The organism is Desulfobacterales bacterium, from assembly GCA_029211065.1.
Lineage (GTDB): Bacteria > Desulfobacterota > Desulfobacteria > Desulfobacterales > JARGFK01 > JARGFK01.
In genome coordinates this window covers 1-13,178 of the sequence record JARGFK010000119.1, presented here as the reverse complement: position 1 = coordinate 13,178, position 13,178 = coordinate 1, and the positions used below count along the sequence as shown (strand labels likewise).

Annotated in this window: 10 protein-coding genes; 6 read left to right on the top strand and 4 right to left on the bottom strand. The window is 49.2% G+C overall.

All coding sequences use genetic code 11. The annotated features are described in order from the left end of the window. Positions 1 to 163 precede the first annotated feature (163 nt). The 3 genes from trxA to rpmB all read left to right on the top strand — a co-directional run bounded on the left by trxA (position 164) and on the right by rpmB (position 1,597). Positions 164 to 490 (top strand): thioredoxin, encoded by a 327-nt coding sequence (gene trxA, locus P1P89_19390; protein MDF1593678.1) that lies wholly within the window; start codon positions 164 to 166, stop codon positions 488 to 490. A gap of 15 nt (positions 491 to 505) precedes the next feature. Continuing rightward, positions 506 to 1,162: an outer membrane protein assembly factor BamD gene (locus P1P89_19385; protein ID MDF1593677.1), complete on the top strand. Its 657-nt coding sequence runs from the start codon at positions 506 to 508 to the stop codon at positions 1,160 to 1,162. Between the two features lie 243 nt (positions 1,163 to 1,405). Beyond that, positions 1,406 to 1,597, top strand: a complete 192-nt coding sequence (gene rpmB / locus P1P89_19380; GenBank protein ID MDF1593676.1) for a 50S ribosomal protein L28 — start codon at positions 1,406 to 1,408, stop codon at positions 1,595 to 1,597. On the opposite strand, the gene P1P89_19375 is transcribed toward rpmB, so the two are convergent. The 3 genes from P1P89_19375 to ispG form a co-directional block, all read right to left on the bottom strand. Beyond that, positions 1,594 to 3,735 (bottom strand): bifunctional (p)ppGpp synthetase/guanosine-3',5'-bis(diphosphate) 3'-pyrophosphohydrolase, encoded by a 2,142-nt coding sequence (locus tag P1P89_19375; GenBank protein ID MDF1593675.1) that lies wholly within the window; start codon positions 3,733 to 3,735, stop codon positions 1,594 to 1,596. The genes rpmB and P1P89_19375 overlap by 4 nt on opposite strands. 152 nt (positions 3,736 to 3,887) lie before the next feature. Beyond that, complete coding sequence (proS, locus tag P1P89_19370) at positions 3,888 to 5,408, bottom strand: proline--tRNA ligase (protein MDF1593674.1); 1,521 nt, start codon at positions 5,406 to 5,408, stop codon at positions 3,888 to 3,890. A gap of 55 nt (positions 5,409 to 5,463) precedes the next feature. Further along, the gene (ispG, locus tag P1P89_19365) at positions 5,464 to 6,531 is read right to left on the bottom strand and encodes a flavodoxin-dependent (E)-4-hydroxy-3-methylbut-2-enyl-diphosphate synthase (GenBank protein ID MDF1593673.1); all 1,068 of its coding nucleotides are present in this window, start codon (positions 6,529 to 6,531) and stop codon (positions 5,464 to 5,466) included. Between the two features lie 451 nt (positions 6,532 to 6,982). Between ispG and P1P89_19360 the strand changes: the two genes are divergently transcribed. Together P1P89_19360 and mltF are read left to right on the top strand one after the other, a co-directional pair. Continuing rightward, positions 6,983 to 7,417 carry a hypothetical protein gene (locus P1P89_19360; protein MDF1593672.1) on the top strand — a complete coding sequence of 145 codons (435 nt, stop codon included), beginning with the start codon at positions 6,983 to 6,985 and terminating at the stop codon, positions 7,415 to 7,417. Beyond that, positions 7,418 to 8,860 (top strand): membrane-bound lytic murein transglycosylase MltF, encoded by a 1,443-nt coding sequence (gene mltF, locus P1P89_19355; GenBank protein MDF1593671.1) that lies wholly within the window; start codon positions 7,418 to 7,420, stop codon positions 8,858 to 8,860. A 295-nt stretch (positions 8,861 to 9,155) separates the two neighbouring features. On the opposite strand, the gene P1P89_19350 is transcribed toward mltF, so the two are convergent. Continuing rightward, positions 9,156 to 11,030, bottom strand: a complete 1,875-nt coding sequence (locus tag P1P89_19350) for a DEAD/DEAH box helicase family protein (protein MDF1593670.1) — start codon at positions 11,028 to 11,030, stop codon at positions 9,156 to 9,158. Positions 11,031 to 11,276: 246 nt separating this feature from the next. Here P1P89_19350 and P1P89_19345 point away from each other — a divergent pair. Further along, positions 11,277 to 13,178 (top strand): type I restriction-modification system subunit M (locus P1P89_19345; protein MDF1593669.1); only part of this gene is annotated, 1,902 nt, incomplete at its 3' end.

Sequence of the window (13,178 nt, the reverse complement as noted above, 5' to 3'; positions counted from 1 at the left end):
GTGTCCGTCTACCCGACCCTTTTGTTCTTTCGTTTCCGTTATCAAATCCCGCTGAATCCCTCACCGAGAATTCCTGGCGGCCAACCGATTGGGTTGACAATGTACGTGCTCAATATTATATTGCTGCGGTAGGTTTAATATTATTTTAGAAAGGATTATAATTATGGCCGATGGGATTATGGAAATTGATGACAGCAGTTTCGATGGCGAGGTGCTTAAATCTGACAAACCGGTGCTGGTAGACTTCTGGGCGCCCTGGTGCGGACCTTGCAAGGCAATTGGACCTGTTATCGAAGAACTGGCCGGCACGTTTGGCAGTAAAATCAAATTCACCAAATGCAATGTGGATGACAATCCGGCCACACCTGGGAAATACGGAATTAAAGCCATTCCGACGCTGATCTTCTTTAAAGAAGGAAACGTAGTGGATCAAATTACCGGCATGGTTGCCAAATCAAAGCTTGAAGAAACCATCAATAAAATTCTGTAACAGCTTTATATCAAAATGAAACGTACCTTTATCGGCTGCCTCGTCGTGTTGTTTTTCCTGTCCGGCTGCTCCTGGTTTCAAACCAAGGAAGAGAAGCCCGCCCAGGAACTCGCCAGTGACGGCATGGAAGATTTTAAGAAAGGCAAGTATGACAAGGCAATCGAATCCTTCCAAAAAATTAAGGACTGGTATCCTTTCAGCAAATATGCGATTCTGGCTGAACTAAAAATTGCGGACGCTCATTTTAACTTAAAAGAATACGAAGAAGCTGTCTTTGCCTATGAAGAATTTGAAAACCTTCATCCGCGCAATGAAGCTATCCCCTATGTTATCTATCAAATCGGTCTCTGCTATTTCGTCCAAATTGACACCATCGATCGCGACCAGACATCGAGCCAGAAGGCGCTTGATACGTTTAACCGGCTGATCAAGCAGTTCCCGGAGGATGCCTATGCCGCCAGGGCCAGGGAACACACTAAAAAATGTATCAAAACCCTCGCCGGCCATGAATTTTATGTGGGGCTTTATTATTTTAAAGGCAAGCATTACAAAGCCGCCCAGAAAAGATTTGAAGCGGTTCTCAATAAATACCCCGATGTGGGGTTGCATTACAAGGCCCTGCAATATCTTGCCCGGGCGGAAGCGGCTTCTAAAAAACAGCCCGAACAATAACCCATAGTAAGCATTGCATCACCCGGGTCCGTGATTATCCAAATAGCAACAGCAGAAAAACCGTAAAAGCCGCGATATTAAAAAAGTTGTTTACATGCCTTGTATTCTGATGTAAAAGAGCTTTTTTATAATTTAGAGAAAAGTTTTCAGGGCGGATTGCCATCACGCTTTATGCGGGAAAACCGGTCTCGTGATGGCGATGGGACCCGCAACAGACTTTATCATTTAGGGAGAATTGAAATAATGTCTAAAATGTGTGAAATATGCGGAAAAAAACCAATGGTCGGGAGCCACGTGAGTCACGCCCATAATGTTACCAAACGACGCTTTAACCCGAACCTTCAACAGGTGCGGACACTTTATGAAGGCAAAGTAAAAAAAATGGTCGTCTGCACCAACTGTATTAAGTCCGGACATGTTGTCAAGGCCCCTTAGTCGTCGATTCTTTTTACATCATGAACGAACTTGACCTTTTTGATAACGGACAAGACCCGGTCTAAGTGGTTCGTATCTTCAACGGTTATCGTAAAAAAACTGTCCACATCTTTATTTTCGCGCGTTTCTGTGTTTGCCTTAATGATGTTGGCGCCGCTTTTGGTGATCGTCGCTGCCATGTCCGCCAGCAAACCAACCCGGTCGTAGGATCGCACGCGTATTTTAACCGGGTATAAAACCGTCGTATCCTGGCTCCATTCCACATCGATTTTTCTTTCCGGGTTCATCTTCAGCGCATTGACACACTGCATTCGGTGGACCGTTACACCGTATCCCTGGGTAATATAGCCGGTAATCCGGTCGCCCGGAACCGGCTGGCAACACTTTCCGAAACGGATAAGGATATCATCGACACCCTTAACGGTGACTCCCGACGGCTCTTTTTTCTTTCGAACGCGACCTATTAATTTGTCAAGAATGGATCCTTCGGGATCCCCCTCAGGTTCCTTCACAAATTTTCGAACGATCTGCAGCGGGGTGATTTTACCGTAACCGACGCTGGCAATTAAATCATCAATGGTTTTAAAGCCAAAATGCGAAATCACCTCCTTCATTTCATCCGATTTCAGCAGGTTGTTAAAATTAAGCCGATGTTTACGAAACGCCTTTTCACACATCTCCCGGCCCAGGGTAGTGCTGCGTTCCTGATCCTGGGTCTTGATCCATTGCCTGACCCTTGAACGGGCTTTGACCGTTTTGACAAAATTCAGCCAGTCCTTGCTGGGATGGTGATTTTTTGACGTGATAACCTCAATGATGTCCCCTGTTTTCAACTCATATCTCAAGGGTGCCATCAGGCCGTTGACCTTGGCGCCGGTACACTGATTCCCGACCTCCGTATGAATCAGGTAGGCAAAGTCTACCGGCGTCGCCCCCTTCGGCAATGATTTCACATCGCCACGGGGGGTAAACACATAGACTTCGTCCGGAAAAAGGTCCAGTCGAACATTTTCCATAAATTCTTCAGGATCCCGAAAATTCTCCTGATTTTCAACGAGGTTCTGAATCCAGGCAAACGTTTTCTGAACATTCTCGTCGAACCGGTTGCCCTCTTTATAACTCCAGTGCGCTGCAATGCCGGACTTGGCGACCTGGTCCATCTCATGGGTCCGGATTTGAATCTCCACCCGCTCGCCATAGGGCCCGATGACCGTCGTATGGAGGGACTGGTACATATTCTGCTTGGGACGGGCGATATAATCTTTAAATTTAATATCGATGGGCTTCCAGAGGGAATGAATCAAGCCCAATGCTTCATAGCACTGGGGAATCGAGTCCAGAATGATTCTAAAGGCGATAATGTCGTAAACGTCTTCAAAGGCCAGGCTCTGGGTGACCATCTTATTGTAAATACTGTAAAAATACTTGTACCGGCCCGTGACTTCGCAAGTCATGTTCGCCGCCTTCATTTTTTGGATAATATAGTTTCGCACGGTTTCAACATATTGTTCGCGCTCCTCCCGGTCCTTGCTGACAAGGTTTTTTATTCTCTCGTATTCCTCCGGTTTAAGATACATAAAGGCGCTGTCTTCCAACTCTTTCTTGATCCAGTAAATTCCCAGCCGGCCGGCGATGGGGGCATAGATATCACTTGTTTCCTGGGCGATTTCTATTTTTTTATGGCTGCTGTGATACTGCAGCGTCCGCATATTATGGAGCCGATCCGTCAGCTTTATCAAAATGACCCGGATATCATCGGCCATCGCCAGAATCATTTTCCGGATGCTTTCGGCCTGTCTTTCCTGGGAGGAATGAAAGGAGAGCTTGCTCAGCTTTGTTACCCCGGACACAATCCCGTATACCTCGGAGCCGAACATTTCTTTCAGTTGTTCCGGGGTCACATGCGTATCCTCGATAACGTCATGCAGCAGGCCGGCGGCGATACTGACCACATCCAGTTTCATTTCCGACAGAATGCCGGCCACTTCCAGGGGGTGCATCAGATAGGGTTCCCCGGAAAGCCGAACCTGGCCTTCATGAACCCTGGCCGAATAAATATAGGCGCGATCGATCATGCCCACATCGGCATCGGGATTGTAAGATAGAACCCTGTCAATAATATCGGTAATACGAATCATGGTTTTTCACTTCTATAAGCCATCTCAAAAATAGGATTTTGGCTCAAGGTCAAGACGGGGCCGAGTTTCAACCCGCAGACATACTCAGGTCGAGGACTTGAAACGAGACCCCAACGCAGGTATTGGGCCAAAAGGCATTTTTGAGATAGCTTCTAATATGCTTTTGCATACACCACCGGCCGGCCGTCGGAACGGCCGCAGCAGATACAGGGTCTGCTTCCGGCCGTATCGCTGTCAAATGGAATGCAGCGGATGGTGACGCTTAAGTCCTCTTTTATTTTTGCTTCACAGGCTTGGGCGCCGCACCAGCCTGATACTGCAAAGCCGCCGTGAATTTCCGGTTTTTCCGGATTTGCCGGGGTAAAAAACCCATAGAATTCTTTATGGGCGTCAATGTCGACGGTATTGGCTTGGCGAAAAGACAAGGCCCTTGCAAAAAGATTGTGCTGAATGTCATCTAAAATGTTACAGATTTCACCGATAAAAACTTCCCTTTTCAATGACACCTTGTCCTTGTGCGCCTTATCTCTCCTGCCGACATAGACGGAATTTCCGGCAATGTCCCTGGGGCCGATTTCAACGCGAACCGGGATGCCCTTTTTGATCCAGTCCCACCCCCTGGCGCCGCCGATATCCCGCGCATCCAGTTCCACCTCCAGCCGGCGGCCGGCATATGTTTGATCCCCCAGCTCCCTTTTCAGGGTTTCAACGTATTCCATGACAGCGGCCCGATCGGATTCCTTTCGGACTATCGGCAGCAGAACGATATGGGCCGAGGCTGTTTTGGGCGGCAGAATAATACCGTCATCATCGCCGTGGGTCATTATCAACCCGCCGATCAGCCGCGTAGAAGCGCCCCACGATGTTGTCCAGGCATAGGCTTCTTTTTCTTCCGCGCTCTGGAATTTTATCTGGGAGGCCTTGGCAAAATTCTGACCTAAAAAATGCGATGTGCCGGCCTGGAGCGCTTTTCGGTCCTGCATCATGGCTTCTATACACAACGTGTCCACTGCTCCGGGAAATCTTTCAGCGGGTGTTTTTCGTCCTTTAATCACCGGTATCGCCAAAAACTCTTCCGCCAGTTTTGCATACACCTCAAGCATCAGCTGCGTCCGCTCCAGCGCCTCCGCTTGGCTTGCATGGGCGGTATGACCTTCCTGCCAGAGAAATTCACTGGTCCGCAAAAATATCCGGGTCCGCATTTCCCAGCGGACCACGTTGGCCCACTGGTTGATCAGCAGCGGCAGGTCGCGATAACTGCTGACCCAGTTTGCAAAGGCATCGCCGATAATGGTTTCGGAAGTGGGCCTGACAACCAGCGGTTCCGTCAGCCGCCCTGCCGGCTTCAAACCGCCTTCCCCCTTCTCAAGCCGGTGATGGGTCACCACCGCACATTCTTTTGCAAAGCCTTCGACATGTTCGGCTTCCTTTTCCAGAAAGCTCAACGGTATGAAAAGCGGAAAATAGGCGTTCTTGACGCCGGTTTCCTTGAACATCCCATCCAGTAAGCGCACGATATTTTCCCATATGGCGTACCCCCAGGGTTTTATCACCATGCAGCCCCTTACCGGCGATCTTTCGGCCATGTCCGAAGCCTTGACCACCTGCTGGTACCATTCCGTATAATCCTCCGCCCGGGTTGGCGAAATGGCCGTTTTTTCCGGAGTTCCCATAAAATTCCTTTCCAATTGTTATGCCCGGATGAATCTATATTTATTGTTCTTCATCCTATTTATTATATCTTTCAACCTCTTCCAGTAAAACATCCACCAGGCGCTCCTGCGGCACTTTTTTCAGAACTTTCCCTTTTTTGAAAAGAATTCCAACACCGTCGCCGCCGGCAATGCCGATATCAGCCTCCTTTGCCTCGCCGGGTCCGTTGACCACACATCCCATGATGGCGATTTTGATGGGTACCGGGTTAGACAATAGCGCCTTTTCCACCTGCTCTACAATCTCAAACAGGCCGATGTTACAGCGGCCGCAGGTCGGGCAGGAAATAATATCAGGACCATGCTGTCGGATGCCGAGCGCTTTTAGGATCTCGAATCCCACCCGCACCTCTTCCACCGGGTCTCGGGTTAACGAAACCCGAATGGTATCCCCGATGCCCTCGGCCAAAAGCATGCCGATGCCGATGGATGATTTAACGATACCCGGATATAGCGCCCCTGCCTCAGTGACCCCCACATGAAGCGGAAGATCTGTTTTTTGGGACAACAGCCGGTAAGCCGCCACCGTTCGGTTTACATCCGACGCCTTTATGGAAACCTTGACCTTATGAAAGTCAAAAGACCTCAGCATTTCGATATGCCGCATCGCACTTTCAACCATGGCGGCAGCGCTGGCTTCCTTGTACTTTTTCAGGATATCTTTTTCAACCGACCCGGAATTCACCCCGATGCGAATCGGGATATCACACGCCCGGGCTGTGTCAACCACTGCTTTTACCTTTTTGGGACCACCGATATTACCCGGGTTCAGCCTTAATCCGTCGGCGCCGGCCCGGGCCGCTGCAATTGCCAGGCGATAATCGAAATGAATATCGGCGATCAGCGGAATAGATATCTCTTTTTTAATCGCAGCGATTGCTTCGGCCGCTTCCATGTCCGGCACAGCTACCCGGACGATGTCACACCCGGCCGCCGCCAGCCCCTTTATCTGCGAGACCGTTGCAACGACATCCTGGGTTAAGGTGTTTGTCATGGACTGGACGGAGATGGGCGCAGACCCGCCGATCTTCACGTTACCGACGGATATCCGGCGTGTTTTTCTTCGTTTGATGGGAAAAGACATCATCGGGGATTCCAACATTAACACATATGATCTGTAAGAAACGAACCTGGTGTTGAGCTTCTCTACGGCTACCCAAAATATGTATAGCAGACCGTTATTGCAAACATATTGTTTAGGTTCTTCTCCCAATGGGTTGGGAGAAAGGGGCCAAGGGTTTGTTTTCTAATGATTTTGACACGACTGCTTCCAGCCTCTCGGCTTCCCAGCATCCAAGCCTTATAGCCTGTTCTCTTTTCACTTGAATCCTGTCCCGCCTTGGCGGGATTGAACCCTCATAGGATCACCAGCTCTTTTGGTGGTGATCCAAATTTTATTTAGTGTATCAAACCCCTTAGCCTTGTTCAAGCAAAATGGACTGTGATATATGAATTGTTTTTCAAATAGAATTGATTTATATATACACTCAATCTGCTTTTTTCCATCCTCAACTTGTTTTTAAGGAGACAGCGGCATGTCACGTTCAACCAAGAAATCTTTTTCCGAAAAACACGGAACTGATCAAAAGCCCGAAGATTTTATTCAAAAAGAGGTTTTTAAGCGATTAAAAGATAACGCCATCGCCTGCGCTGTTGTATTTGAAATTGCAAAGCTGCTGAATGTATTGCCGGACCGGATCGGTCGAACCGCCGACCTGATGAATATCAAACTGGTAAAGTGTCAACTGGGCCTTTTTGGCTATCCCCCCAAAAACAAGATTGTAGAACCTGCGACTGATATGGATCCGGAATTGTCGGATGCGATCCGTAATGACCTCGTTGGCGACCGGTTGCCGTGCCGGAACGCCTGGGAGATAGCCGCCCGTTTTGGCGTTCCCAAGATGGCGGTCAGCGGCGTCTGTGAAGCCCTGGGGATAAAGATCAAACCGTGTCAACTGGGAGCGTTCTAGTTGAGTTTGCCGAAAGCCCAGCAAATTATTAGCTTCCCTCCGTCGCGCACGTCCCTTTCGTTCCGATTTTTCTTTTTAATCTACGTTTTATTTTTAGCCGGATGTGATGCACCCTCAAACCATGCAACCCTTGAGAGCATTCTGTCAAAAGGCGAAATCACGGTTATTACCCGCAACAACTCCCACTGCTATTATCTCTATCGGGATCAGGCCATGGGGTTTGAATATGATCTTGCCAAAGCCTTTGCGGATTTTCTGGGCGTTACGCTGGAAGTAAAAATTGCTGAAAAGTGGGAAGGGATGATTCCATCCTTGAAGAACGGAACCGGTGCATTTATCGCCGCCAGTTTTACGAAAACGCCCAGGCGCCAGCAACAGGTCGCTTTTTCCAGAGGTTATCTCACCATCCAGCAACATATCATCGTTCATCGTAAAAACCAGAACATAAAAAATATAGCGGATCTGGTAGGTAAAACCATTCATGTCAGGCGGGGAACTTCATATCAGGAACGCCTTGAGCAGCTCATCGCCGAGGGCTATGATCTGACCGTTGAACTGCACGATGATATTCCCACCGAAGAGCTCATCCAGCAGGTCGAAGAAGAAAAAATTGAAGTCACCATCGCCGACAGCAACATTGCCTTTCGCAACCGTCGATATTACCCTAAAATCATTGTTTCCGGCGCCATCAGCCCAGAGGAACACCTGGGTTGGGCGGTCCATCCGGGTTCAACCAGACTCCAAAAAAAAATAAATTCTTTTTTTAAGGAAATAAAGAAGAATGGAGCTTTTCAAAAAATTTACAACCGCTATTATGCCGATGTGGATGACTTTGACTTTGTCGACCTGCGGGCGTTTCATCGGCGCCTTAAATCCCGGCTTCCCAGATACCGTCCCACCATCAAGGAAGCAGCACAAATACACGGATTTGACTGGCGCATGATCGCAGCCCAGATGTATCAAGAATCCCACTTCGACCCCATGGCCAGAAGTCATTCCGGCGCTTACAGTCTGATGCAGCTCACACGCTCAACGGCCAAAAGTCTGGGGGTGGTAAACATATTGAACTCAAGGCAAAACATTCACGCCGGGGTGCAGCACTTACGGAATATGTATGACCTGTTTGATAAAATCGTCGGGTCCGACCGGCTGTTTATGGCCTTAGCCGCTTATAACATCGGCCAGGGGCACATCCAGGATGCGCGCAAACTGGCCCGGCAAATGAAACTTGATCCCGACAAGTGGGCCTCCCTGGCCAAAACATTGCCGCTTCTCAGCTACCGGAAATATTACCAGAAGGCTGAATACGGTTACTGCCGCGGCACGGAACCGATTGAATATGTCAGGCAGATCATGATTTACTATGATATTCTGCGGCACCAGGGGATTGAATACCGCACCGATCTCTCCCCTGTGATTAAGCAGGCCCATCCGGCCGCTTGAGCATCTTATAATCCCTTCAATCATAGCGGAAGGCAACGTGCGATTACTATCGCCGATAGAACCGGTTGCATAGGCTATACATATCACCGGTTTCTCGACCGACTGATATTTGAACCTTCTGGATGGATACCTCAGAAATCAAAAGGATGAAAAATCCGCTTGCCTCACGCTTAATCAGTCCATTATTTCATATCCAATAGAGCGATAACCTGATAATCGTCTTTCGTACATCCTTAAAAGCATCGGCACTTCAAGATCTGCATAATCAAAAATCAGCACCTCCTTTTTCATGTCGTTAATTCTGTGCAAGCGCCCGGCATATTGGGCAATGGTCCCTTTCCATGAAATTGGAAGTGTCAAAAACAATGGGATGGTGGCCGTCTTTACGGATCACTGTTGCTGAAAGGCCTGTAATAAATTTGGCCTTGCACTGACGGGAAACAATTTCAAAGCTCCGGGCAGAAATATGATGGCATTCATCCACAACAATATGCCCATAATCGGCTACAATGTCGTCAACAATGCCCTTTCTGCTAAGGCTTTGAATCATGGCCACATCAATGATGCCTGTCGGTTTTCGTTTGCCGCCGCCGAATTGACCGATCTGCTTGTCGTTGCCTTCGAGAAAAGTTTCAAGACGAGCCTGCCATTGATCCAGCAACTGTTTTCTATGAACAAGAATGAGTGTATTCACAGCCCGTTTGGAAATAAGATAAGCCGCAATGACGGTCTTTCCAAATGCAGTCGATGCAGATAAGACACCGGTGTCGTGTACCATCATAGCATCTGCTGATGATTGTTGGTCCGGGCGCAGCGTCCCGTTGAATTCAACATTTATAGGGGTGCCGTTAAAACGTTCATCGATGATATTTGTTTTAATGTTCAGCGATTTCAATAATACTTCGATATCTTCCAGACACCCCCTTGGCAGTCCGATGTGTTTTGGGAAGTCTTCACAGCAGTGAACAATCCTGGGCTTATCATACGTCGGAAACCGCATGGCCTGGGCCTTATAAAATTCCGGATTCTGGAACGCAGCCAATCGGATCAGGCGATTTTTCAACGCAGGCGGCAGGCCTTCCTTGCTGATGTAGACCTGGTTGCTTAGTACCAGGTCGATCTTTTCGGGCAATGGCCCCTTGATTGTAACATCGGGCCTTCTGCCGGATGGGCTGTATAGCCAGGGTGATATCTCATCTTCATCGGTACTGACGAAACGGACTCCCAACACTCCGCCCCGGAGAGCGGCTTTTTCAACGACGGACCGCACCAAATCAAAACTCATTTTTTGGACGGATGATAGAAATACCCACTGGTCGGTGAAACCTTCCGAATTTTCATCAATATAAATGCTGTTTCCTTTTTCTCGGACTTTCTTTTGAAGGGGGAGCGCAATGAGATTTCCAAAACCACCTTTCGGCATCGTATCCTGGCTGGGAAAAAAACGGTCATATGAATCAAAGCCCATTTCAGGCCTGTTTTCCATAGCCTGGGTCAACATGAAGGAACCTAAATGGCGGGCCAGCTTGGCAGGGACCGGTTCTGAAAAAAAGATCCAGACATGCCCGCCGTTTCCGGATCTGGACTTTTCCAGGTATGCCGGAATATGGAAGTTTTTACAGGTTTTTAAATAGGTTCCGGCATCTTCAAACCATGTTTCTTTGTCGAAATCGACCGCCAGAAACCAGCAGGTTTCATCAGTCAACATCGGGTAGACGCCGATGACAAACTCGCGCTGGTATCGATCATTTGGATCTTTCCCTGTCAGGTGGTTTCGAATAACCTCGGCGGTCAGGGATTCAAAATTCCGATTTTCGCACTCGCCGCATTTGATCTTGGGTTTTTTGCAGAGGGGTCGAATCCATTCATTGCGGCATACAGGCTGGTATCCGCTTTTTCCGGAACGCTTACTTTCAAATCGCCTGGGATAGACATCCTCCCGGCCGCGGAACAACGATCTGAAAAGTGTAATTTTTTCGGTTTCTGACAATGCGTCTTTCGACTTAATGGTTTTATACGGGACGATCGGATCTGCTATTCCAGAATCTGGATCTTGAAGGCTGCGGAGCTGTGAAATCTTATTTTTCAATTCCTCTCGTATTGAATCCAGAGCGGCCAGCTCCTGCTCCAATTTCATAATTTGTTCAGCAATGTTTTTTGGATTTTCCAAAATCGCTCCAATGACGCGTCGATTTCTTCATACAATTGTAACAAAGTTTCTATAATTATTTGAAATATAAATCAATCCCCCCAATTTTTTAAGACTTGCTGATTGGCGAGATATCCTTGAAAAAACCTATTGTTCGCCAACCCCATATTGTGTTTGCAATTATTGGGGAAATTGAATAAAAACAAATCGATTGTTAATCCATGACGATACCGTAGTTGCAAATTCATAAACTGTAAGAGGAATTGCATGGCCCTGAAGAAATCCGAACTCTACTCATCCCTCTGGTCCAGTTGCGACGAACTGCGCGGGGGCATGGACGCAAGCCAGTATAAAGACTACGTTCTGGTCATGCTGTTCATCAAATACGTCAGCGACAAGTATGCCGGGCAGACCTACGCGCCGATCAAAATTCCAAAAGGCGCAAGCTTCAAGGATATGGTTGCGCTCAAGGGCAAACCCGATATCGGCGACCAGATCAATAAAAAAATCATCGCCCCGCTGGCCGGCGCCAACAAGCTGTCCGACATGCCGGATTTCAATGACGCCACCAAGCTCGGCAGCGGTAAAGAGATGGTGGACCGGCTCACCAATCTCATCGCAATCTTTGAAAACAAGGCGCTTGACTTCTCGAAAAACCGTGCCGACGGGGATGACATTCTGGGCGACGCCTACGAATACCTGATGCGGCATTTTGCCACTGAAAGCGGCAAGAGCAAGGGCCAGTTTTACACCCCGGCGGAAGTGAGCCGCATTATGGCGCAGATTCTCGGCATTCGACAGGCAAAGACCACCAGTGCTACCACCGTCTATGACCCTACCTGTGGATCGGGTTCGCTGCTCTTGAAGGTCGGCGACGAGGCCGGCACTTCCACCCTCTACGGGCAGGAGAAGGACGCCGCTACCAGCGGCCTGGCCCGCATGAACATGATCCTGCATGATAACCCTACGGCGCTCATCGTGCAGGGCAACACCCTGGCCGATCCCAAGTTCAAAGACGACAACACGCTCAAGACTTTCGACTATGTGGTCGCCAATCCGCCTTTTTCCGACAAGCGCTGGAGTACGGGCCTTGATCCGCTCAACGACCCCTACGAGCGCTTCCAACCCTTCGGCACGCCGCCCGCCAGGCAGGGCGACTACGCCTACTTGCTGCACATCGTCCGCTCGCTTAAGAGCACCGGCAAGGGGGCCTGCATCCTACCGCACGGTGTCCTGTTCAGGGGCAACTCCGAGGCTCGCATCCGCCGCGCTCTGGTCCGCAAGGGATACATAAAGGGCATCATCGGTCTGCCTGCTAACCTTTTTTACGGCACCGGCATTCCCGCATGCATCATTATCGTCGATAAGCAGAATGCTCATGCCCGCAAGGCCATCTTCATGATCGACGCCAGCGCCGGCTTTATGAAGGACGGCCCTAAGAACCGGCTGCGCGCTCAGGACATCCACAAAATCGTGGACGTCTTTAACCGGCAGCTCGAACTTGCCAAATTTTCGCGGATGGTTCCCTTAACCGAGATCGAGAAGAATGAGTTCAATCTCAACCTTCCGCGCTACATAGACAGCCAAAAATCCGAAGATATCCAGGACATTGCAGGCCACCTGCTGGGCGGCATTCCAGTGGCCGATGTCGAAGCACTTAAACTGTATTGGGACATCTGCCCCAACCTGAAAATGACGCTCTTCAAGCCCGACCGTCCCGGCTACCTCGTTCTTGCCGCGGACAAAGTAGCCATCAGGTCCACGGTTTACGATCATCCGGAGTTCAAGGCCTTTATCGCCGGCATGGCCGCCCACTTTGCCGCCTGGCGAAAGCGAACTGTTGTCACGCTCAAGGGCTTGAAAGCAGGATGTAAACCCAAGGAAGTCATTGCCGCACTTGCCGAGGACCTGCTATCCCACTATGCCGGCAAACCACTGATCAATAACTACGACATTTATCAACACCTCATGGACTACTGGGCCGGAACCATGCAGGACGATGCTTATCTCATTGCCGCCGACGGATGGAAGGCCGAAACCACCCGCATTATCGAAAAGGACAAGAAAGGCAAGGAGAAGGACAAAGGCTGGACCTGCGACCTTGTGCCTAAGGCGCTTATCGTTTCCCGATACTTTGACAAAGAGCAGAAAACCATCGATCAACTTGCA

Excerpts from the sequence above, each read along its gene's own strand:
- P1P89_19360 (MDF1593672.1), top strand. The coding sequence starts at position 6,983 with ATGTCACGTTCAACCAAGAAATCTTTTTCCGAAAAACACGGAACTGAT.
- ispG (MDF1593673.1), bottom strand. The coding sequence starts at position 6,531 with ATGTCTTTTCCCATCAAACGAAGAAAAACACGCCGGATATCCGTCGGT.
- rpmB (MDF1593676.1), top strand. The coding sequence starts at position 1,406 with ATGTCTAAAATGTGTGAAATATGCGGAAAAAAACCAATGGTCGGGAGC.
- P1P89_19375 (MDF1593675.1), bottom strand. The coding sequence starts at position 3,735 with ATGATTCGTATTACCGATATTATTGACAGGGTTCTATCTTACAATCCC.
- P1P89_19385 (MDF1593677.1), top strand. The coding sequence starts at position 506 with ATGAAACGTACCTTTATCGGCTGCCTCGTCGTGTTGTTTTTCCTGTCC.
- trxA (MDF1593678.1), top strand. The coding sequence starts at position 164 with ATGGCCGATGGGATTATGGAAATTGATGACAGCAGTTTCGATGGCGAG.
- proS (MDF1593674.1), bottom strand. The coding sequence starts at position 5,408 with ATGGGAACTCCGGAAAAAACGGCCATTTCGCCAACCCGGGCGGAGGAT.